20 protein-coding genes are annotated in these 21,059 nt (G+C 57.2%); 13 read left to right on the top strand and 7 right to left on the bottom strand.

Annotated elements, in window-relative coordinates; genetic code table 11:
* The first annotated feature begins 13 nt into the window (after positions 1–13).
* From gcvH to ETA_RS15185, 3 genes are all read left to right on the top strand, one after another.
* Positions 14–400: a glycine cleavage system protein GcvH gene (gcvH, locus tag ETA_RS15195; protein ID WP_012442500.1), complete on the top strand. Its 387-nt coding sequence runs from the start codon at positions 14–16 to the stop codon at positions 398–400.
* A 70-nt stretch (positions 401–470) separates the two neighbouring features.
* The gene (gcvP, locus tag ETA_RS15190; RefSeq protein ID WP_042959118.1) at positions 471–3,350 is read left to right on the top strand and encodes an aminomethyl-transferring glycine dehydrogenase; all 2,880 of its coding nucleotides are present in this window, start codon (positions 471–473) and stop codon (positions 3,348–3,350) included.
* Positions 3,351–3,427: 77 nt separating this feature from the next.
* The gene (locus tag ETA_RS15185) at positions 3,428–4,171 is read left to right on the top strand and encodes an SDR family oxidoreductase (protein ID WP_012442498.1); all 744 of its coding nucleotides are present in this window, start codon (positions 3,428–3,430) and stop codon (positions 4,169–4,171) included.
* Positions 4,172–4,259: 88 nt separating this feature from the next.
* Here ETA_RS15185 and ETA_RS15180 read toward each other — a convergent pair whose 3' ends face one another.
* A complete protein-coding gene (locus tag ETA_RS15180) occupies positions 4,260–4,868 on the bottom strand; it encodes an HD domain-containing protein (protein ID WP_012442497.1) in 609 nt (202 codons plus the stop codon).
* 213 nt (positions 4,869–5,081) lie between these two features.
* On the opposite strand from ETA_RS15180, the gene trhA reads away from it, so the two are divergent.
* On the top strand, positions 5,082–5,741 hold the full coding sequence (trhA, locus tag ETA_RS15175; protein ID WP_012442496.1) for a PAQR family membrane homeostasis protein TrhA: 660 nt from the start codon (positions 5,082–5,084) through the stop codon (positions 5,739–5,741).
* Here the strand turns inward: trhA and ygfZ are convergent, their stop codons facing one another.
* The gene (gene ygfZ / locus ETA_RS15170; RefSeq protein ID WP_012442495.1) at positions 5,742–6,728 is read right to left on the bottom strand and encodes a tRNA-modifying protein YgfZ; all 987 of its coding nucleotides are present in this window, start codon (positions 6,726–6,728) and stop codon (positions 5,742–5,744) included.
* 224 nt (positions 6,729–6,952) lie between these two features.
* Here ygfZ and sdhE point away from each other — a divergent pair, with 224 nt between their 5' ends.
* Both sdhE and ETA_RS15160 read left to right on the top strand, forming a co-directional pair.
* Positions 6,953–7,219 carry an FAD assembly factor SdhE gene (sdhE, locus tag ETA_RS15165; protein WP_012442494.1) on the top strand — a complete coding sequence of 89 codons (267 nt, stop codon included), beginning with the start codon at positions 6,953–6,955 and terminating at the stop codon, positions 7,217–7,219.
* Positions 7,200–7,613: a protein YgfX gene (locus tag ETA_RS15160; protein WP_042959116.1), complete on the top strand. Its 414-nt coding sequence runs from the start codon at positions 7,200–7,202 to the stop codon at positions 7,611–7,613. Before sdhE ends, ETA_RS15160 begins: the two co-directional genes overlap by 20 nt.
* 125 nt (positions 7,614–7,738) lie before the next feature.
* Here the strand turns inward: ETA_RS15160 and fldB are convergent, their stop codons facing one another.
* Both fldB and ETA_RS15150 read right to left on the bottom strand, forming a co-directional pair.
* Complete coding sequence (gene fldB, locus ETA_RS15155; RefSeq protein ID WP_012442492.1) at positions 7,739–8,257, bottom strand: flavodoxin FldB; 519 nt, start codon at positions 8,255–8,257, stop codon at positions 7,739–7,741.
* Positions 8,258–8,440: 183 nt separating this feature from the next.
* The gene (locus ETA_RS15150; protein WP_012442491.1) at positions 8,441–9,394 is read right to left on the bottom strand and encodes a DMT family transporter; all 954 of its coding nucleotides are present in this window, start codon (positions 9,392–9,394) and stop codon (positions 8,441–8,443) included.
* Between the two features lie 218 nt (positions 9,395–9,612).
* Here ETA_RS15150 and xerD point away from each other — a divergent pair, with 218 nt between their 5' ends.
* Genes xerD through recJ form a run of 3 tightly spaced genes read left to right on the top strand, consistent with a single transcriptional unit; the run spans position 9,613 to position 12,977 of the window.
* A complete protein-coding gene (xerD, locus tag ETA_RS15145; RefSeq protein ID WP_012442490.1) occupies positions 9,613–10,506 on the top strand; it encodes a site-specific tyrosine recombinase XerD in 894 nt (297 codons plus the stop codon).
* 45 nt (positions 10,507–10,551) lie between these two features.
* A complete protein-coding gene (gene dsbC, locus ETA_RS15140) occupies positions 10,552–11,253 on the top strand; it encodes a bifunctional protein-disulfide isomerase/oxidoreductase DsbC (RefSeq protein WP_012442489.1) in 702 nt (233 codons plus the stop codon).
* A 5-nt stretch (positions 11,254–11,258) separates the two neighbouring features.
* Positions 11,259–12,977 carry a single-stranded-DNA-specific exonuclease RecJ gene (gene recJ / locus ETA_RS15135; protein WP_012442488.1) on the top strand — a complete coding sequence of 573 codons (1,719 nt, stop codon included), beginning with the start codon at positions 11,259–11,261 and terminating at the stop codon, positions 12,975–12,977.
* A gap of 15 nt (positions 12,978–12,992) precedes the next feature.
* On the opposite strand, the gene ETA_RS15130 is transcribed toward recJ, so the two are convergent.
* Positions 12,993–13,616, bottom strand: a complete 624-nt coding sequence (locus tag ETA_RS15130; RefSeq protein WP_012442487.1) for a LysE family translocator — start codon at positions 13,614–13,616, stop codon at positions 12,993–12,995.
* A 128-nt stretch (positions 13,617–13,744) separates the two neighbouring features.
* Here ETA_RS15130 and prfB point away from each other — a divergent pair.
* Both prfB and lysS read left to right on the top strand, forming a co-directional pair.
* Positions 13,745–14,843 (top strand): peptide chain release factor 2 gene (gene prfB, locus ETA_RS15125; RefSeq protein WP_157861814.1). Its coding sequence is split into 2 segments (ribosomal slippage): positions 13,745–13,819 and positions 13,821–14,843, totalling 1,098 coding nucleotides; the frame shifts between segments, so codons are not numbered across the junction.
* 9 nt (positions 14,844–14,852) lie between these two features.
* Entirely contained in the window at positions 14,853–16,373 is a 1,521-nt protein-coding gene (gene lysS, locus ETA_RS15120; RefSeq protein ID WP_012442485.1) for a lysine--tRNA ligase, read from the top strand.
* A gap of 72 nt (positions 16,374–16,445) precedes the next feature.
* On the opposite strand, the gene ETA_RS15115 is transcribed toward lysS, so the two are convergent.
* On the bottom strand, positions 16,446–17,069 hold the full coding sequence (locus ETA_RS15115) for a hypothetical protein (RefSeq protein WP_042959114.1): 624 nt from the start codon (positions 17,067–17,069) through the stop codon (positions 16,446–16,448).
* Between the two features lie 501 nt (positions 17,070–17,570).
* Here ETA_RS15115 and ETA_RS15110 point away from each other — a divergent pair.
* Positions 17,571–18,734, top strand: a complete 1,164-nt coding sequence (locus tag ETA_RS15110) for an MFS transporter (protein ID WP_012442483.1) — start codon at positions 17,571–17,573, stop codon at positions 18,732–18,734.
* Here the strand turns inward: ETA_RS15110 and ETA_RS15105 are convergent.
* A complete protein-coding gene (locus ETA_RS15105) occupies positions 18,731–19,651 on the bottom strand; it encodes a LysR family transcriptional regulator (RefSeq protein ID WP_012442482.1) in 921 nt (306 codons plus the stop codon). The two genes, ETA_RS15110 and ETA_RS15105, sit on opposite strands and share 4 nt — an antisense overlap.
* 125 nt (positions 19,652–19,776) lie before the next feature.
* Between ETA_RS15105 and lysA the strand changes: the two genes are divergently transcribed.
* A complete protein-coding gene (lysA, locus tag ETA_RS15100) occupies positions 19,777–21,030 on the top strand; it encodes a diaminopimelate decarboxylase (protein ID WP_012442481.1) in 1,254 nt (417 codons plus the stop codon).
* Positions 21,031–21,059: the final 29 nt, after the last annotated feature.

The following is a 21,059-nucleotide window of genomic DNA, read 5'->3' as shown; positions in this document are numbered from 1 at the left end:
CGGAGATATGTGAATGAGCAATGTACCAAACGAACTGAAATATCGCGACAGCCATGAATGGGTGCGCAAAGAAGCGGACGGCAGCTACAGCGTGGGGATCACTGAACATGCACAGGAGCTGCTTGGTGACATGGTGTTTGTCGATCTGCCTGAAGTGGGCAATCATTACAGACAGGGCGATGACTGTGCCGTGGCAGAATCGGTAAAAGCGGCTTCGGATATTTATGCTCCGCTCAGTGGCGAAATCATTGAGGTTAATAGCGCGCTGGCCTCAGAGCCGGAGCGGGTCAACAGCGCTCCGTACGGCGACGGCTGGCTGTTCCGTCTTAAAGCGAGCGATGAGGGCGAGCTGGCAACCCTGCTGGACGCTACGGCTTATCAGACCGCGATCGCTGAATAGCTTTGTCACCACCGGCGCGGGGCGGTGCCCCGCGCTCCGTCTTCCCCGCCCTATGCAGGATCTCTTGCCCATGACCCAGACACTCAGCCAGCTTGAACATCACGGCGCTTTTATCCAGCGCCATATCGGCCCGTCGCAGGAGCAGCAGTCGGCCATGCTGCGCGCCATTGGCGCTGCGTCCTTGCCCGATCTGATTACCTCGATTGTGCCTGCCGACATTCAGCTTCCCGGCCCGCCACCGATTGGCGAAGCGCTGACCGAGCATCTGGCGCTGACCGAGCATCTGGCGCTGGCCGAGTTGAAGGCGATTGCTGCGCAAAACCAGCGCTATAAATCCTGTATTGGCATGGGTTACACCCCGGTGCTGACGCCACCGGTTATCCTGCGCAACATGCTGGAAAATCCCGGCTGGTACACCACCTATACACCTTACCAGCCTGAAGTTTCCCAGGGGCGTCTTGAGGCGCTGCTTAATTTTCAGCAGCTAACCCTGGATCTGACCGGGCTGGATATCGCCTCCGCTTCACTGCTGGATGAAGCGACCGCTGCCGCCGAAGCGATGGCGATGGCGAAGCGGGTCAGCAGGCTGAAAAACGCCAACCGTTTCTTTGTCGCTGATGATATTCACCCGCAGACGCTGGACGTGGTGCGTACCCGCGCGCAAACCTTCGGTTTTGACGTGCTGGTGGATAAAGCGGAGAAAGTGCTGGAGCGGGAAGATGTGTTCGGCGTGCTGTTGCAGCAGGTGGGAACCGGCGGCGAAGTCCATGACTACGGCGTGCTGATTGCCGCGCTGAAAAACCGCAAGGTGGTGGTGAGCGTGGCCGCCGACCTGATGACGCTGGTGCTATTACGGTCACCGGGCAGCCAGGGCGCTGATATCGTTTTCGGCTCCGCGCAGCGCTTCGGCGTACCGATGGGCTACGGCGGCCCGCATGCGGCCTTCTTTGCCGCGCGTGATGAACATAAACGCTCGATGCCGGGGCGTATTATCGGCGTTTCGCGTGATGCGGCGGGCAACAGCGCACTGCGCATGGCGATGCAGACGCGTGAACAGCATATCCGCCGTGAAAAAGCCAACTCCAACATATGTACCTCACAGGTGCTGCTGGCCAACATCGCCAGCCTGTACGCGGTGTTTCATGGCCCGTCTGGCCTGAAGCGCATTGCCGGCCGCATTCACCGTCTGACCGATATCCTCGCCGCTGGCCTACGGCAGGGCGGGCTTAAGCTGCGGTACACCAGCTGGTTTGACACCCTGACGGTTGAAGTGGCGGATAAAGCGGCGATACTTGAGCGCGCGCTCAGTTTTGGTATCAATCTGCGCAGCGACCTGCACAACGCGGTCGGCATGACGCTGGATGAAACCACCACCCGTGAGGACGTGCTGGCGCTGTTCTCCATCCTGCTCGGCGCGCAGCACGGATTAAGCATTGACGCGCTGGATGCCGATGCAAACGCCATCCCGGCAGACATGCTGCGTCAGGATGCGATCCTTACCCATCCGGTATTTAACCGCCATCATAGCGAAACCGAGATGATGCGCTATATGCACAGCCTGGAGCGCAAAGACCTGGCGCTGAATCAGGCGATGATCCCGCTTGGCTCCTGCACGATGAAACTTAACGCGGCGGCAGAGATGATCCCGATCACCTGGCCTGAATTCGCCGAGCTGCATCCGTTCTGCCCGGCGGAGCAGGCGGGCGGATATCTGCAAATGATCGGCCAGCTCTCCCAATGGCTGATCCAGCTGACCGGCTATGATGCGCTCTGCATGCAGCCCAACTCCGGTGCACAGGGTGAATATGCCGGGCTGCTGGCCATTCGGCGTTATCACGAAAGCCGCGGGCAGTCCGCGCGCCATATCTGCCTGATCCCCGCGTCGGCCCACGGAACAAACCCGGCTTCGGCACAGATGGCGGGGATGACGGTTGTCGTCGTCGCCTGTGATAAGCAGGGCAATATTGATCTGCACGATCTGCGCAATAAGGCCGGACAGGCGGGAGATGCGCTCTCCTGCATCATGGTCACCTACCCGTCAACCCACGGCGTGTACGAAGAGACCATTCGTGAAGTCTGTCAGATTGTTCACCAGTTCGGTGGCCAGGTTTACCTGGACGGTGCCAATATGAATGCTCAGGTGGGTATCACCACGCCGGGGTATATTGGCGCAGATGTGTCGCACCTCAACCTGCACAAGACCTTCTGCATTCCCCACGGCGGCGGCGGCCCCGGCATGGGCCCCATCGGCGTCAAGGCGCACCTGGCACCGTTTGTGCCGGGGCACAGCGTGGTGCAGCTGGACGGAGTACTGACCGCCCAGGGGGCGGTGTCCGCCGCACCGTTCGGTAGCGCCTCGATACTGCCTATCAGCTGGATGTATATTCGCATGATGGGCGCGGAAGGGTTGAAGCAGGCCAGCTCGGTGGCCATCCTCAACGCCAACTATATTGCCCGCCGTCTGCGGTCGGCGTATCCGATCCTGTATGCCGGGCGTGATGGGCGCGTGGCGCACGAGTGCATTCTCGATATCCGGCCAATCAAAGAACAGACCGGTATCAGCGAGCTGGATATCGCCAAGCGTCTGATCGACTACGGTTTTCATGCGCCAACCATGTCATTCCCGGTTGCAGGCACCCTGATGGTGGAGCCAACCGAGTCCGAAAGCAAAGTTGAACTTGACCGCTTTATTGACGCCATGTTGGCGATCCGCAGTGAGATCGACCGCGTGGCGAACGGCGAATGGCCCGCTGCCGATAACCCGCTGGTCAACGCACCGCATACCCAGATGGATATTGTCGGCGAGTGGAGCCACCCTTACACGCGTGAGCTGGCGGTGTTCCCGGCCGGTAGTGCAAATAAGTACTGGCCAACGGTGAAACGGCTGGATGATGTTTACGGCGACCGCAATCTGTTCTGTTCCTGTGTACCGCTAAGCGAATACCCGTAATCGTTGCTGATGCACACTGCCGTATAAGGGGTGAGCCGTTTTTTACGCTCAACCCCTTTTCTTATTGAGGTTCTGATATGAACATTGCTTTGGTCACCGGGGCCAGTCGCGGCATAGGTCGGGCGACCGCACTACTGCTGGCGCAACAGGGCTGGCACGTTGCGGTGAATTTCGCCCGGCGTGCTGACGCGGCTCATGAGGTAGTACAGGAGATTGAATGGCAGGGCGGCAGTGCGTTTGCCATTCAGGCCGACATTTCAAATGAGGACGAGGTGGTGGCGATGTTTGCCAGTATTGACCGCCAGCCGGGACGGCTTACCGCGCTGGTGAATAATGCCGGGATACTGTTTCAGCAGGCCACGCTGGAGCAGCTAAGCGCCGCACGTATCAACCAGGTTTTTGCGACTAACGTCACCGGCAGTTTTATCTGTTGCCGCGAGGCGGTGAAACGTATGGCCAGGCGTCACGGCGGCAGCGGCGGGGCGATTGTCAACGTCTCTTCGGCCGCTGCGCGGCTGGGGGCTCCGGGTGAGTATGTCGACTATGCCGCCTCGAAAGGGGCAATGGATACCCTGACCAAAGGGTTAGCGCTGGAGGTCGCGGCGCAGGGCATCCGGGTTAACGGCGTGCGGCCAGGATTTATTTACACAGAGATGCATGCCGATGGCGGGGAGCCGCAGCGGGTAGATCGCGTTGCGCCTGCCATTCCGATGCAGCGTGGTGGTCAGCCGTCAGAGATCGCCCACGCCATCGCCTGGCTGCTTAGTGATAGCGCCTCGTATATTACCGGGTCGATCGTTGATGCAGCGGGAGGACGATAAAAAGCAGCGCCGGTGAGCACCGCATCGCCTCGCCGTTCAGCAGATAAAGGGCCGGCCGCAGCCAGCTCTCTGTCTGACAGGGGAGACGTTACAGCAACCAGCCCTTAGCCTGTGCGTCATCAAGATGTTTTTTCAGGTGATGCCACAGTTCCGGCCACTGGCTGGCCAGCTGCACATTCCGCGCTTCAACCTGTTCCAGACGGATGCCATTTTCGCGCCAGCTCTGGCCCTCATCATGCAGGTTGAGCATGATCGGTAACGCACGGTCGAGCATATTGGCAAAGCGGGCATCAACGCTTTCCCCCGCTTCATACTCATCCCACAACGCGCGAAAGCGCTGCTTCAGCCCGTCGGGCAGCAGGCCAAATATGCGCTCTGCGGCAGCCACTTCCTGCTGCTGAACCGCCTCACGCGCGGCGATGTCGTAAACCATCACGTCACCTGCATCAATTTCCACCACGTCATGCAACAGCGCCATCCGTATCACATGCGGGAGATCCACGGCTTGCGGAGCAAAGGGCGCGAGGCTCATCGCCGCCATGGCCAGGTGCCAGCTATGCTCGGCCGAATTTTCCTGGCGCGTATTGCCCAGCAGGCGGGTACGACGCTCCACGGTTTTAAGCTTATCAAGCTCCATCAGGAACTGCACAACCTCTGTCATCGCGCCGAAATCTAAAGGAATTACCCTGTCAGACATTTACCGATCTCACTTATCTTCCAAAAATAGTGATGAATATTCTAAAGTAAACGATTGCGTATTTCCTGTAGGAATGTGTGCGGAACGGTGAAATACGCTATTTTAGCGTACAGCTGTACACTGAAACTATTCTCAGCCAGGATAGAGGCGATGCATTTTCCGTTGCGGCATTCTGTGGTGACGGAGGCGGGTAAGTAAGGATATATATCAACTATGGTTAAAGAAAAAGTGGTGACGACGGGGTATTCACTGGCGGAAGAGGTGGCCAATAGTATTAGTCACGCGGTGGGCTGCCTGCTGGGTATTGTTGGTTTAGTGCTGATGCTAAACCAGGCAAGAGATGCCGGGGCGGATGCGCTGGCCATCGCCAGCTACAGTCTGTATGGCGGCACAATCATCCTGCTGTTTCTGGCCTCTACGCTGTACCACGCTATCCCAGGTAAACGGGCAAAGTTTTGGCTAAAAAAACTGGACCATTCGGCTATTTATCTGTTGATTGCCGGAACCTATACGCCATTTCTGCTGGTTGGGCTGAAGTCGCCGCTGGCATACTGGCTGATGGCGATAATCTGGGGACTGGCGCTGGTTGGGGTTATCTTTAAGCTGGCGTTTGCTCACCGTTTCGCGGCGCTTTCACTGGTCACCTATATCCTGATGGGCTGGCTGTCGGTGATCGTACTGTATCAAATGGTGATGCGCCTGCCGGCAGGCAGCGTCTGGCTGCTGGCCGCCGGAGGGATTATCTATTCTCTCGGGATTGTCTTCTATGTCGCTAAGCGCATCCCCTATAACCACGCTATCTGGCATGGGTTTGTTCTCGGCGGCTCGCTTTGCCACTTCCTTGCCATTTATCTGTACGTCACGCCGGGATGATTACCCGGCGGTAATGTCGTAGGGCAGCGGCTGGATAGCCAGCTGCCCGCCGTTATCTCCCTGCACGCGCAGCACGGTATCGGCTGCCAGATCGTTATTCAGCACCGCCTGTACCCAGACGTCACCATTGTCGAGCTGGCAGGCGGCAAGGATCGTGCCGGTGCGCCGCCAGTTTTCGCCCATTTTCATCTCCAGCGCATCGTTTGCCACAGGGACAACGCCCGCCGTTCCGGCCAGCCAGTAGAGGGCGCGTTTATTGGCACCACGGAATTTGGCGCGTGCCACCATCTCCTGCCCGGTGTAGCAGCCTTTCTTAAAGCTGATCGCCCCCAGTGCCTGTAGGTTGGTGGCCTGCGGAATAAACTGCGCGCTGGTGGCAGCGTCAATCACCGGAAAACCGGCTTCGATATCCAGCGCCAGCCATTGAGTGCTGTCGTTAAGCTGGGCCTCACCCGCCAGTTTTTCAGCGATCTCGGCGGCCTTTTCTGCCGGGGTCACCAGCAAAAAACGCTCGGCAGGCAGGTCGAACCACAGTAGCGTACTGTCATCCTGCTGTATTACCGGGGATCCGGCATCCGGCAGCGTGCTGAACAGATTTGCCAGCGCGGCTCTGGCCTGGAAACCCGCCACGCCAAGCAGGACGGACTCGTCATCGGCGGCCAGGGTGATTTTGGCAAACACCGCATACTTTTTCAGTTCGCTCAGCTGGTTATCGCGCAGGCTGCGGCGTTCAATGTAGGCCAGGCCATCCATGCGGTGGAACAGGCGCAGGTTACTCCACATTTTACCTTTCGCATCACAGTGCGCGGCAGGGCGGTGCTGGCTGGCGGGCATGTCTGCCACGTCCAGCGTAACCTGGCCTTGCAGATAGCTGATATGGTCGGCACCGCTGGCGTTGACCAGCGCCCACGCTTCCAGTGAAATCAGCGTCAGCGGCAGACGAGTCGATGCCACCGGTTGACGAGGCGGGAAAGAAATACTTGGCATGATCCAGTCCTAAATTAAGCAGTGTGGTGAAATCTGATACTCATGTTAAAAGAGCGGCCCCGCTTTGCAACCTGTTTCCAGGGATGCGGCACAAAAGGCGCGATAGCCCGATCACGTTTTATGCCGTTTGCGCACCATCTCGCATGATGATCATTGCTGCATCAACAGCGAAGCAAAAAGGCGCTACACTACGCGCTATGTTTGGTTAAACGTTGCAGAGTGACATGGATATTACAAATAAATCACGTATTCACTGGGCATGCCGTCGCGGCATGCGCGAACTGGATATCTCTATCATGCCGTTTTTTGAGTACGAATTTGACTCGCTGAACGACGGCGACAAGCGTCTGTTCGTCCGCCTGCTGGAGAGCGACGATCCCGACCTGTTCAACTGGCTGATGAATCACGGAGAGCCGGCAGATGCAGAGCTGAAAAGGATGGTATTGCTGATCCAGCAGAGAAACAAACAACGTGGTCCTGTGGCAATCTGAGCTACGGAAGTCAACGCTGGCGCGGCGGTCTTCGCTGCTGCTGCATGGTATGGTCATGCTGGCGCTGCTGCTTGCCTCATGGCCTGTCAGCGCAACCCCCGTGCGGATGCTGCTACTGGCTTTAGTGCTGCTGGATTGCCTTCGCAGTCTGCGGCGTATCCGCCGCCGCCAGGGGAACATCGCCCTGCTGGGCGGACGTGCGCTACGCTGGCGTCAGCGCGAGTGGCGCATCCTTTCCCGCCCGTGGCTGACCCGACAGGCGATCCTGCTGTCACTGCGTGATGCCAAAGGGGAGCGTGAACGGCTGTGGCTGTTCGCCGACGGTATGGAAAACAGCAGCTGGCGTTGCCTGCGCATGCAGCTGCTGATCGACAGGGAAGCAGACAATGAATAATGTTACCCTCTGACCGGTTTTGCCGAGCCTGTGCTCCGGAAATCATGGCTGGCAGAGAAGGGGGCAGGACGGCCAGCGGGCAACCCAAACTCAATGTCGGGTGACAGGCAGCCGCGCAGGAACGATTACAGCAGCCGTTCCATCTCGGTCAGGATCTGCTCACACCATTGGGCGATACGCTCATCGGTTTGCTCAAACTGGTTAATATCATCCAGAGCCAGGCCAACAAACTGCTTACCGTCGGCGGTAAGGGGTTTTTTACTGGCGAATTCGTAGCCTGACAGTGGCCAGTACCCGACAAACTGAACGCCGGAAGGGGTTAGCACTTCGTGCAGCATGCCCAGCGCATCGAGGAACCATTCGCTGTATTCCCCCTGATCGCCCATGCCATACAGCGCCACGATTTTTCCCTGCAGATTAAGCTCTGGCAGATCGGTCCAGACCGCCTCCCAGTCTTCCTGCAACTCGCCAAAATCCCAGGTAGGGATACCGAGGATCAGCAAATCATACTGTTCCATCAGGGTTGGGGAGTCATCTTTGAGATTGTGCAGCGTCACCAGATCTTCGCCGATAAAGTCGCGGATCTTCTCTGCCGCCATTTCGGTGTAACAGGTGCTGGAGCCGTAAAAAAGACCAATATTCATATTATTTTTTAAAATCAGTAAGTTGCATTAGAGTTAGCCAGATACAGCTTAAATGATACTGTTACCGTTGCCAAACCCCGCAGGACAAATTTGCCAAACCGGAAAATACCCACTCCCGCCGGATAACAGAAGTGTCAAAGCGGTGTGCATATCAGTGACAATATGCACAATGACTTGATGCAGTTAAATCTGGGCTTTTGGCCCCCCCGGCTTGACTCGCATAGCTGCGATAACGCCAGCAATCAGGCAGGCAATCCCGGCGATAGTGAGTAGCGGAGGCCACGCCTGACGCAGCAAAAAAGTATACGTCAACCCGGCCAGGATCTCGAAGACAATTAATGGCCCAACTAAAACCGTTGGCAAACGCTGGCTGGCCTCGTTCCAGCAGAGCGAGCCAATCCACGAACACAGCACGCCAATGGCGATCATCAGTGGGATAAACACTTCAGGCCGGGGGCCGAACGGCAAGCGAAAAGCGGTATCGGTAGCGCTTAATTGCCCACACACTGCCACATAGCCGAGCAGCGCCAGCGGAAGAGTTACCACGCCCTGTGCCGTGGCCCAGGTAGCAGGCCGTGTTGCCGGGTGCTTGCGTAGCCAGCGAGCGTTACGCAAAGGAAACCACGTCCAGCATGCTACGGCGATAACGGCCAGCGCCAGACCGCTGCCGTAATGCCATGGGTCAACAGGGACTACGTTCGCCGTTAACTCAGCAATATTGACCAGCACCAGCCCCAGCGCAATGACCAGCAGAGCCGGGGTTAACTTTCGCCAGGAGAGTTGCCCTTCCTCGCGGCCATAAAAGAGGTTGGCCGCCACGGATATCACCACCGGTAACGTGCCGATAATCATGGTCGAAACCGGCGCGCCGGTACGCTGAATAGCGCTGGCCAGGCAGAAGTAATACAGCAGGTTACCAATAACTGTCAGTTTCAACGCCTCCAGCCAGTCTGCCTTGCTTAAATGCCGTAGTCGGCGACGGTCGGCCCAGGCCAGCGGTAAGGCAACAAGCCCGAATGCTAAATAACGGGCGGTCGACTGCAGTGCTGCCGGGTAGTCCGGTATAATGACGGGGCCGACGAAGATCAGCCCCCACATCATGCCCGCCGCCAGCGCAAACAGAACGCCAATAAACATAGTGACTCCATTTTAATTGTGACCCGGAACGCTCACTTCACCTTATCCCACCCCAGCCTTATTTTCCTTAAAGGCTGCCGGCAACGATATCAGAGAAGTGCATAAATAAGGCATAATAGGCAATGGTCGGCATAACAGCCCGATATTTGGACAGAAATTGAGTGATGAATGCGCTTAATATCCTGTTGTTGCGTCAGGCTGCTGTAAAGGGGAGAGCGGTGCAGGATAACGATCTGATTGAGCAATTCCTTGATGCCCTGTGGATAGAGCGCAATCTGGCGCAAAATACCGTGGCTTCTTATCGCCTCGATCTGCGCTCGCTCTGTGACTGGCTGGCCTGTCAGCCGCTGTCGTTGCTGAATGCGCAAGCGATCGACCTCCGGGCGTTTCTGGCGCAGCGCCTGGAAGGCGGCTACAAGGCGAGCAGCTCTGCCCGTTTGCTTAGCGCCATGCGGCGTCTGTTCCAGTATCTTTACCGGGAAAAGCTGCGTGAAGACGATCCCAGCGCGCTGCTTTCCTCGCCTAAACTGCCGCAGCGCCTGCCGAAAGATCTGTCAGAGGCCCAGGTAGAAAGATTATTACAGTCGCCATGCCTGGAACAGCCGATTGAGCTGCGCGATAAGGCAATGCTGGAGCTGCTGTACGCCACGGGGCTGCGCGTCACTGAACTGGTCGGGCTGACCCTGAGTGATATCAGCCTGCGTCAGGGCGTGGTAAGGGTGTTGGGGAAAGGGAATAAAGAACGTCTGGTGCCAATGGGGGAAGAGGCGGTGCACTGGATAGAGCAGTTTATTGAGTACGGCCGCCCGTGGCTGCTCAACGGGCAGACGCTTGACGTGCTGTTCCCCAGTAACCGTGCGAAACAAATGACGCGTCAAACCTTCTGGCATCGCATTAAACATTACGCCACACTGGCGGGCATCGACAGCGACAAACTGTCACCCCACGTTCTGCGCCATGCTTTTGCAACCCATTTGCTGAACCACGGGGCAGATTTACGTGTCGTACAGATGTTGTTAGGTCACAGCGATTTATCGACGACACAGATTTATACACATGTAGCGACAGAGCGCCTGCGGCAGCTGCATCAGCAGCATCATCCGCGCGCCTGAATCAGCGTTAAAACAGCCCGTCTATGAGGCGATAAGGACATAGTTATGAAAAAGCATTTGTTACTTCCGATACTGTTAGCCGCTTTCAGCGGACTGGCCAACGCTGATGACGCAGCGATCCAGCAGTCGTTGAGCAAACTGGGCTTACAGCAGACCGAGATCCAGCCTTCACCTTTGCCGGGATTTAAAACCGTGCTGAGCGAAAGCGGTGTGCTGTACGTCACCGACGACGGCAAACATTTTATTCAGGGGCCACTTTATGATGTCAGCGGCAGCCGCCCGGTTAACGTCACCAACCAGCTGCTGGACAAGAAAGTGGACGCGCTGAGCAAAGAGATGATCGTTTACAAAGCGGCGAAAGAGCAGCATGTGGTGACGGTGTTTACCGATATCACCTGTGGCTACTGCCATAAGCTGCATCAGCAGATGGCGGACTATAACGCGCTGGGGATCACCGTACGCTATCTGGCCTTCCCGCGTGAAGGGATGGAAGGCCCGGTAGCGCAAAAGATGAAATCGATCTGGTGCGCAGCCGATCGTAACAAGGCCCTTGATGCGGCAATGAAAGGTGAAGAAGTGAAGGCGGCCGACTGCAAGATTGACCTTGCACAGCAGTTCAAGCTGGGCGCCCAGTACGGTATTCAGGGTACTCCGGCTATTCTGTTGCAAGATGGCACCCTGATCCCCGGCTACCAAGGGCCGCAGGAACTGAAGAAATACCTCGACGGTCAGAAAAAGGGTGGCTGATTGTCGTGAACAGTAAAACCGAACTCCGTCGCCGAGAGGCGACGGAGGTTGCTGCACTTCCCGCCGATCTGCACCCGTTACTACGCCGCCTGTACGCCCATCGCGGCGTCTCCTGTGCCGGTGAACTGGAGCGTGGCGCGAAAAACCTGCACCCTTTCCAATCCCTTAGCGGGATTGAAAGGGCGGTCACCCTCCTGCAAAAGGCGCTGGCAGATAACCTGTGCATTATGATCGTCGGCGATTTTGACGCAGACGGCGCGACCAGTACCGCGCTGGCCGTTCTGTCGCTGCGCGGGATGGGCGGGCAAAACGTCAAATATCTGGTGCCCAACCGTTTTGATGACGGCTACGGTTTAAGCCCTGAAGTGGTGGAGCAGGCGGCGGCACGCGGGGCACAGCTGATCGTTACCGTCGATAACGGTATTTCATCGCTTGCAGGTGTCGCCCTGGCCCATCAAAAAGGCATTGCGGTGATCGTTACCGATCACCATCTGCCGGGCGAGATCCTGCCGGATGCTGACGCGATCGTTAACCCTAATCTGAATGACTGCACCTTTCCTTCACGCGCGCTGGCAGGAGTGGGCGTGGCGTTTTACCTGATGCTGGCATTGCGCGCCCGGCTGCGTGACGGCGGCGCGAACGGCTTACCGAACCTGGCGGAACTGCTGGATTTAGTGGCGCTCGGCACCGTTGCTGACGTGGTGCCGTTAGATGCCAATAACCGCATCCTGGTATGGCAGGGGCTCAGCCGTATTCGTGCAGGTAAGTGCCGTCCCGGTATTCGTGCCCTGCTGGAGATTGCCAATCGTGATGCGCGGCAGCTGGCCGCCAGTGATCTAGGCTTTGCCCTCGGGCCACGGCTAAATGCCGCCGGCCGGCTGGACGATATGTCGGTTGGAGTGGCGCTGCTGCTCAGCGAGGATCTTGGGCAGGCACGCATGCTGGCCAGCGAGCTGGATGCGCTCAACCAAACGCGTAAAGAGATTGAGCAGGGCATGCAGTCGGAAGCGCTGACGCTGTGCAACCGTCTGGAGAGTACCAGCGAAACGCTGCCGCTCGGCATTGCTATGTACCATCCTGAATGGCATCAGGGCGTGGTGGGTATTCTTGCCTCCCGGCTGAAGGAGCGCTTTCACCGCCCGGTGATTGCTTTTGCTCCGGCGGGTGACGGCATGCTGAAAGGCTCCGGTCGTTCCGTTACCGGGCTGCATATGCGCGATGCGCTGGAGCGGCTGGATACGCTGCATCCGGGGCTGATCGTCAAATTCGGCGGCCACGCGATGGCGGCCGGTTTATCGCTGGAAGAGGCCAGGTTTGACGAGTTCCGCCAGCGTTTTGCCGATCTGGTCGGCGACTGGCTGGATGCGGAATCGCTACAGGGCGTGGTGTGGTCTGACGGTGAGCTGATGGCGCAGGAGTTGACATTGCCCACTGCGGAACTGCTGCGTGAAGCCGGTCCCTGGGGCCAGGCATTCCCGGAACCGACCTTTGACGGCCGGTTTAAGCTGCTACAGCAGCGGCTGGTGGGGGAACGTCACCTGAAGATGATGATTGAGCCGCTTGGCGGCGGTCCGCTGCTGGACGGTATCGCGTTTAACGTGGATACCGCGCTGTGGCCGGACCCGAGCGTGAAGCAGGTTGAGCTGGCATACAAGCTCGACGTCAATGAGTTCCGCGGCAACCGCAACGTGCAGCTGATCGTCGACCATATCTGGGCGCTGTAGCTTAACCGTTCGGGATTACCCCGGCCGGCGGCTTAGCGCCAGCCTGGCTGCAAACAGTAGAAACACAGCACCTGTGGAGCGGTCCAGCCACTTCACAACCTTTCCACGTTTCAGCACGCTGGACAGGCGGCGCGTGCAGCCAATCAGCAGAGCCGACCACAGGGTGCCGAGCAGTAAATGGATCAGTACCAGGCCAAATGTCCACAGCACCGGCGAATGTCCGGTCGGAATAAACTGCGGCAGGAAGGAGACATAGAAGATGCCAACTTTAGGATTAAGCAGGTTGCCAAAAAAACCGCGTAGGAAGCCGTTTTGCTTACCTTGCGCCAGCCTGACTTCGCCCATTTTGCTGCGCGGCTTGAACAGCATTTTTACCCCCAGCCAAGCGAGATACGCGGCACCGGTCCACTTCAGCAGATTATAGGCCAGTTCAGAGACGGCTATCAGCGCGCCCAGCCCGCAAGCGACGGCTGCGGCCCACGCCAGACAGCCCGCATTGATGCCTATCTGAGTCTGAATTGCTTTCCGTGTCCCCTCAATCGTCGAGGTGCGCAAGATCAGGGCGGTATCCAATCCTGGTGTCAGGGTGAGCAGTGCAGCAGAAAAGGTAAAAGCCAGCAGGGCATCGGTGATGGACATTCAGGTTCTCCATTTCATGGCGGCACGGCCAGCAAAGCGTGTTCAATACTACAAACCGTGCGCTGTTTCAGTTAAACTGCGTGGTTACATTTAAGCCCTTTTCGATCACCTAAAAAGATCTCAAAATCATGTTTGAAATTAATCCGGTAAAAAACCGTATTCAGGATCTCACCGAGCGCAGCACCGTGCTCAGGGGGTATCTTTGACTATGATGCCAAGAAAGAACGCCTGCAAGAAGTTAACGCTGAATTAGAACAGCCTGACGTCTGGAATGAACCCGAGCGCGCCCAGGCGCTGGGTAAAGAACGCTCCGCATTAGAAGCCGTGGTCGACACACTCGACCAGATGACCCAAGGGCTGGAAGATGTCTCCGGCCTGCTGGAGCTGGCGGTGGAAGCCGAAGACGAAGAGACCTTCAACGAGGCGGTCGCCGAACTTGACGGGCTGGACAAGAAGCTCGCCGAGCTGGAATTCCGCCGTATGTTTTCCGGCGAATATGACAGCGCCGACTGCTATATGGATATCCAGGCCGGTTCCGGCGGCACCGAAGCGCAGGACTGGGCCAGCATGCTGCTGCGCATGTATCTACGTTGGGCAGAGGCCAAAGGCTTTAAAACCGAAATTATCGAAGAGTCAGATGGGGAAGTTGCCGGGACTAAATCCGCCACCATCAAGATCATCGGTGATTATGCGTTCGGCTGGTTGCGTACTGAAACCGGCGTGCATCGCCTGGTGCGCAAAAGCCCGTTCGATTCCGGCGGCCGTCGCCACACCTCGTTCAGCTCGGTGTTTATCTATCCGGAAGTCGATGACAATATTGATATCGAAATCAATCCGGCCGACCTGCGTATCGACGTCTACCGCGCCTCCGGTGCCGGTGGTCAGCACGTTAACAAAACCGAGTCGGCGGTGCGTATTACCCACTTACCGACCAACATTGTGGTGCAGTGTCAGAACGACCGCTCTCAGCATAAAAACAAAGATCAGGCATTCAAACAGCTGCGCGCCAAGCTGTACGAATACGAGATGCAGAAGAAAAATGCGGATAAGCAGACGGCGGAAGATAACAAGTCTGACATCGGCTGGGGCAGCCAGATCCGTTCTTACGTGCTGGACGACTCCCGCATCAAGGACCTGCGCACCAGCGTAGAGACGCGTAACACTCAGGCGGTTCTGGACGGCGATCTGGATCGTTTTATTGAAGCAAGTTTGAAAGCAGGTTTATAAGGAACTCACATGTCTGAACAACAACCGCAGGCCCCGGATGCTGCACTTGAGCTGAACAACGAACTGAAAGCGCGGCGCGAAAAGCTGGTGGCTCTGCGCGCAACCGGCCTGGCCTTCCCGAACGACTTCCGTCGCGATCGCACATCTGACCAGCTGCACGCCGAATTTGACGGTAAAGAGAACGAAGAGCTGGAAGCGCTGGGCATTGAAGTCAGCGTTGCGGGCCGCATGATGACGCGCCGTATCATGGGCAAAGCCTCTTTTGTTACTTTGCAGGATGTCGGCGGCCGTATTCAGCTGTACGTCTCCCGTGACGATTTAGCCGAAGGTATCTACAACGAACAGTTCAAAAAGTGGGATCTCGGCGATATCCTCGGCGCACGCGGCAAGTTGTTCAAGACCAAAACCGGCGAGCTGTCGATCCACTGTAGCGAACTGCGCCTGCTGACCAAAGCGCTGCGCCCGCTGCCGGACAAGTTCCACGGCCTGGCCGACCAGGAAACCCGCTACCGTCAGCGTTATCTTGACCTGATTGCTAACGACGATTCACGCAACACGTTCAAAATTCGCTCGCAAATCATGGCCGGTATCCGCAGTTTCATGGTGGATCGCGACTTTATGGAAGTGGAAACGCCGATGATGCAGGCGATCCCCGGCGGCGCGTCTGCCCGACCGTTTATCACTCACCACAATGCGCTGGATCTCGATATGTACCTGCGTATTGCCCCGGAGCTGTACCTGAAGCGTCTGGTGGTGGGGGGCTTCGATCGCGTATTTGAAATCAACCGCAACTTCCGTAACGAAGGTATTTCGCCACGCCATAACCCAGAGTTCACCATGATGGAACTCTATATGGCGTATGCCGACTATAAAGACCTGATCGAACTGACCGAAAGCCTGTTCCGCACGCTAGCGCAGGACGTGCTGGGCAGCACCGTGGTGCCTTACGGCGACCAGCAGTTTGACTTCGGCAAGCCTTTTGAAAAGCTGACGATGAAAGAAGCGATCCTGAAATATCGCCCACAGACCGATCTGGCCGATCTGGCGGACTTCGATAAATCAGTCGCCATCGCCCAGTCTCTGGGGATTAAGGTTGAGAAAAGCTGGGGGCTGGGCCGCCTGGTAACCGAGATCTTCGAAGAAACTGCGGAAGCTCACCTGATCCAGCCTACCTTTATTACCGAATATCCGGCTGAGGTCTCACCGCTGGCGCGTCGTAACGATATGGACCCGGAAATCACCGATCGCTTTGAGTTCTTTATCGGCGGCCGCGAAATCGGCAACGGCTTCTCGGAGCTGAACGATGCTCAGGACCAGGCGGAACGTTTCCTGCAGCAGGTGAATGCGAAAGACGCGGGGGATGACGAAGCGATGTTCTACGACGAAGACTACGTCACCGCGCTGGAGCACGGCCTGCCGCCAACCGCAGGCCTGGGCATCGGTATCGACCGCATGGTGATGCTGTTTACCAACAGCCATACCATCCGTGACGTGATCCTGTTCCCGGCGCTGCGTCCAGGCAGCAAATAAGCGCGTACTGCTTTATCAGGCCAGCTTTTATAGCTGGCTTTTTTTTGCCTGGTGAAATCCTGACGGGCGGTGTCAGGATTTTAGCGTTTTATCGAGCCAGTCTTTGAAGCCAGCGTAGGGAACATACAGCGAAACGTCCTTATACAGCGTTTTACCGGATTTCTTATCGCTAATACTGGCCGCGTACCCAACAATCACTCCGGCAATCGAATCGTCAGAAGCGTTATACACCGCGCCCCCTGACATTCCCTGCACCACGCCCGCATTGGTGGCGACGACCACGCAGCCAGCCTTATTCCAGCTGTTGATCATATCGGTATTGATCAGGTTAGTTCCGGTCGAAGCGACCGGCATTGCCGAGATAAAACTGTAGCCATACATATTGATCTTGTCGCCAATCATGCCGTTACGAAATTTTGGCTGCGGGTTGGGCGAATTTTTATGGTAAACAACGGCCAGGTCGCAATCAGGGTTATACGCCTTGACGCGGTATAGAGAATATTTCGCCACGTGTCCGGCGGTCAGGCTGTATTCCGCCGTCAAAGGAATAGTGGTGCCCAGAGTGCCGATCCCTAACACCGTTGGGATCCCGGTCACCGTCATATCTACCCGTTGATGCGCTTCGCTGCTGTAGTGATAATCGCCAACGGAACACCCCCCCAGGCAGAGGGTTAACAGGCAAAGGATGTATCTCATGGGGTGTTCCTCGGTGGTCGGTCGGGGGCTGCACGGGAGGGCCATGCCGTCAATCATGATTAATCGGTAGTCAGCCGCATAACTTTAATCAATCCGCACGGCCAATAGCGCTGGTAGCAGGGCGTGAGCGGCAGGAGGCCATCGCCTTCATGCTAAAACTAGGATTAACCTTATTAAGGATTGTACAGGAACCATCGAGAGATAGCACGATAAGCTAAATTATAACGCAGGAAATCGGGGTATATGAGACCTGTGTCGCATAGTTTTTGCAGGGTCTGTGTTATGCGCGTTATGCCGACCTTAGCAGACTGGGGGGGCTCCCGCTGCGAATTGACCGACCTCGAACTATCCGACATCGACCCGCTATGCTTTAATGTATTGCCGCGTCGTAGGGTTATTTACCACCAAGGATGCGGCACCCTATCAGCTTAAATTTTTCCTGATTGTTCTTTTCTTCTACCTGCACAGAGCGGGTTTTCTATTTTCCTGGGAGTGTATGAAATGCCTGTTTCATTACTGGCGTTGGCGCTGAGTGCTTTTGCTATCGGCACCACCGAATTTGTCATTATGGGGCTGTTGCCGGAAGTGGCGAACGATCTTCAGGTATCACTACCCTCAGCGGGCTGGCTGATTAGCGGCTACGCGCTCGGCGTGGCCATCGGTGCGCCAATTATGGCACTGCTGACCGCCAGACTGCCGCGTAAGGGCACGCTGATGCTATTGATGGCGATCTTTATCGTCGGCAATATCTTCTGTGCGCTGGCCTACAACTATAACCTGCTGATGCTGGCCCGCGTGGTGACGGCACTGTGCCACGGCGCATTTTTCGGTATCGGCGCAGTGGTGGCGGCCAGCCTGGTGGCGCCGGGCAGGCAGGCATCGGCGGTGGCGCTGATGTTTACCGGCTTAACCCTGGCCAACGTGCTCGGGGTACCGCTGGGTACCTGGTTTGGCCAGATGTTTGGATGGCGTGCCACTTTCTGGGGCGTGGCGGCGATTGGCGTGCTGGCGATTATCGGCCTGATTGCCAGCCTGCCGACCAATCGCAATGAAAAGCCGATTCATCTTGCCTCCGAAGTCGGCGCGCTGAATAACGGCAGGCTGTGGCTGTCGCTGCTGATGACGGTCTTTTTTGCCGCAGCGATGTTCGCCCTGTTCAGCTATATCGCGCCTCTGCTGTTGGAGGTTACCGGGATCAGCAAGCGAGGTGTCAGCTGGACGCTATTTCTGATCGGCGCGGGCCTGACCGTTGGCAATATTCTCGGCGGCAGGCTGGCGGACTGGAAGGTATCGTTCAGCCTGATCCTCTGCTTCTCGCTGATTGCGCTGTTCTCGCTGCTGTTCAGCTGGACCAGCCATTCGCTGTGGCTGGCGGAGATCACCCTGTTCCTGTGGGCAATGGCCACCTTTGCGATGGTGCCGGCGCTGCAAATTAACGTGGTACGCCACGGTAAAGAGGCACCGAATCTGGTCTCTACGCTGAATATTTCGGCATTTAATCTCGGCAATGCTCTGGGTGCCTGGGTTGGCGGCGCGGCGATCGGCGCTGGATATGGCCTGACGGCCGTACCGATATCCGCGGCGTTACTGGCGCTAATCGGTCTGCTGGTCTGTCTGTATACCTTCCGCCGCTCACGCGCACAGCCGCAGACGGTCAATGCCTAATTAAGATGCCGTTGCAGGCGCTGGTTGAACAGGCCGATCTGCTGATGCAGATGCTGGCTGAAAGCATCAACCAGCGCCGATGCCGGCCGGTGGCGCGGTCGGATTAAACTGACGGTGAACGGCACCGCGATGCTGAAACGTCTTATCACCACTCCGCCGTTGGCGTAATCGAGCGCCGTCAGCGGGTTGACAATCGACACGCCGACCCCAGCCCTGACCATCGCGCAGACCGACGCTGCGCTGTGCGTTTCCATCACCATGCGCCGCTGTATTCCCCGTTCATGAAACATCGCGTCCAGCAGCTGCCGGTAGCTGTCGCTACGTGACAGGCTGATATAGTTTTGGCTGGCGAAGTCCTGCGGCGTCAGACAGTCGCGCCCGGCTAACGGATGGCCCTGGGGCAGCACGCAGACTTCATCGCCGGTAAACAGCGCGCAGCGCTCGGTGCCTGCCGGCGTATGCGTAGTTTCAGTCAATCCCATATCATAGCGCTGTGCCGACAGCCACTCTTCCAACAGCGGCGACTCCTGCGGAATAATATTCAGGCTCAGATCGGGATAACGTTGCATAAATGGCTGGCAAAGCAGCGGCAGCAGCGACTGCGCAAAGACAGGCAGACAGGCTATCGACAGCTCCCCTTGGCGAAACTGACGCAATCCTTCGGCCGCGCTGAGAATACGATCCAGCCCGTACCAGGATCGCTGAACCTCTTCAAATAGGTGTAATCCCTGCACCGTTGGCTGCAAACGGCCGCGTATGCGTTCAAATAGCCGCAGGCCGACCAGCTTTTCAAAGCGGGCCAGCTCGCGACTGACGGTAGGCTGTGAGGTATGCAGCAGCGCCGCCGCTTCGGTCAAATTACCCGCGGTGACCACCGCATGAAAAATTTCTATATGGCGTAGCGAAACTCCGGCCATCATTCACTCTCGCTGTTGCGAATTTGTCAGGCTATATCATGGATGAATAGAATTCGATAAAACAGATATTTTTATCCCGGATATTGCTGTGGCGTAATAGCGTCATCAACCTATGGAGAATGTTTATGCCGCGCCTGCTCACCGATACATCCACCGCCCTGACCGGGGAAAATCTGCTGCCGCTGGCACGCCAATATGGCGGCCCGGTATGGGCCTATGACGCCAGCATTATCGGCGAACGCATCAGCCAGCTACAGCAGTTCGACGTCGTGCGTTTCGCGCAGAAAGCCTGTTCGAACATTCATATCCTGCGCCTGATGCAGTCAGCGGGCGTGAAGGTTGATTCGGTATCGCTGGGTGAAGTAGAGCGGGCGCTGGCGGCCGGGTATCAGGCGGGGGGCGATGACATTGTCTTTACCGCCGATCTGCTTGATGAGCCAACGCTTGCCAGGATCGTCGGGCTGAAAGTACCGGTCAACGCCGGTTCTGTCGATATGCTGCATCAGCTGGGCAAGGCTTCTGCCGGGCATCCTGTCTGGCTGCGCGTCAATCCCGGTTTTGGTCACGGCCACAGTCAAAAAACCAACACCGGCGGCGAGAACAGTAAGCACGGGATCTGGCATGGCGACATGGCGCTGGCGCTGGAAGCGATACAGAAATATCAGCTGAAGCTGGTGGGCATTCATATGCATATCGGTTCCGGCGTGGACTACGCGCACTTGGAGCAGGTTTGTGATGCGATGGTGAGCCAGGTCATTGATTTTGGTCAGGACCTGCAGGCGATTTCGGCCGGTGGCGGCCTGTCGATCCCTTATCATTTTGGTGAAGAAACCATTGATACCCAGCACTATTTTGGCCTGTGGGACGCCGCACGTCAGCGTGTGGCACAGCATCTCGGCCACGCGGTGAAGCTGGAAATAGAGCCGGGCCGTTTCCTGGTGGCAGAGTCCGGCGTGCTGGTAAGCCAGGTCAGGGCGGTCAAAAATATGGGAAGTCGTCACTTTGTGTTAGTCGACGCCGGATTTAACGATCTGATGCGCCCGTCAATGTACGGCAGCTACCACCATATTTCTGCGATAGCGGGCGATGGCCGCGCGCTGGATGAGGTGAATACCGTGGAAAGCGTGGTGGCAGGGCCTTTGTGTGAATCCGGCGATGTCTTTACCCAGCGCGAAGGCGGCAAGGTGGAAACACGGGCGCTGCCGGCGGTGCAGGTGGGGGATTATCTGGTATTCCATGATACCGGCGCTTATGGTGCCTCAATGTCGTCCAACTACAACAGCCGCCCGCTGCTGCCGGAAGTCCTGTTTGAAAACGGGCAGCCACGACAGATCCGCCGTGCACAAACCGTGGCGGAACTGCTGGCGCTGGAGCTTTAAGCGCCGCACGGCCGCACCGGAGGTGGCTG

The organism is Erwinia tasmaniensis Et1/99 (assembly GCF_000026185.1).
Classification (GTDB): Bacteria; Pseudomonadota; Gammaproteobacteria; order Enterobacterales; family Enterobacteriaceae; genus Erwinia; species Erwinia tasmaniensis.
This window is presented reverse-complemented; position numbering and strand designations above follow the sequence as displayed.

Coding starts and splice junctions, on each gene's coding strand:
- gcvH (WP_012442500.1), top strand. CDS start 14: ATGAGCAATGTACCAAACGAACTGAAATATCGCGACAGCCATGAATGG.
- gcvP (WP_042959118.1), top strand. CDS start 471: ATGACCCAGACACTCAGCCAGCTTGAACATCACGGCGCTTTTATCCAG.
- ETA_RS15185 (WP_012442498.1), top strand. CDS start 3,428: ATGAACATTGCTTTGGTCACCGGGGCCAGTCGCGGCATAGGTCGGGCG.
- ETA_RS15180 (WP_012442497.1), bottom strand. CDS start 4,868: ATGTCTGACAGGGTAATTCCTTTAGATTTCGGCGCGATGACAGAGGTT.
- trhA (WP_012442496.1), top strand. CDS start 5,082: ATGGTTAAAGAAAAAGTGGTGACGACGGGGTATTCACTGGCGGAAGAG.
- ygfZ (WP_012442495.1), bottom strand. CDS start 6,728: ATGCCAAGTATTTCTTTCCCGCCTCGTCAACCGGTGGCATCGACTCGT.
- sdhE (WP_012442494.1), top strand. CDS start 6,953: ATGGATATTACAAATAAATCACGTATTCACTGGGCATGCCGTCGCGGC.
- fldB (WP_012442492.1), bottom strand. CDS start 8,257: ATGAATATTGGTCTTTTTTACGGCTCCAGCACCTGTTACACCGAAATG.
- ETA_RS15150 (WP_012442491.1), bottom strand. CDS start 9,394: ATGTTTATTGGCGTTCTGTTTGCGCTGGCGGCGGGCATGATGTGGGGG.
- dsbC (WP_012442489.1), top strand. CDS start 10,552: ATGAAAAAGCATTTGTTACTTCCGATACTGTTAGCCGCTTTCAGCGGA.
- ETA_RS15130 (WP_012442487.1), bottom strand. CDS start 13,616: ATGTCCATCACCGATGCCCTGCTGGCTTTTACCTTTTCTGCTGCACTG.
- lysS (WP_012442485.1), top strand. CDS start 14,853: ATGTCTGAACAACAACCGCAGGCCCCGGATGCTGCACTTGAGCTGAAC.
- ETA_RS15115 (WP_042959114.1), bottom strand. CDS start 17,069: ATGAGATACATCCTTTGCCTGTTAACCCTCTGCCTGGGGGGGTGTTCC.
- ETA_RS15110 (WP_012442483.1), top strand. CDS start 17,571: ATGCCTGTTTCATTACTGGCGTTGGCGCTGAGTGCTTTTGCTATCGGC.
- ETA_RS15105 (WP_012442482.1), bottom strand. CDS start 19,651: ATGGCCGGAGTTTCGCTACGCCATATAGAAATTTTTCATGCGGTGGTC.
- lysA (WP_012442481.1), top strand. CDS start 19,777: ATGCCGCGCCTGCTCACCGATACATCCACCGCCCTGACCGGGGAAAAT.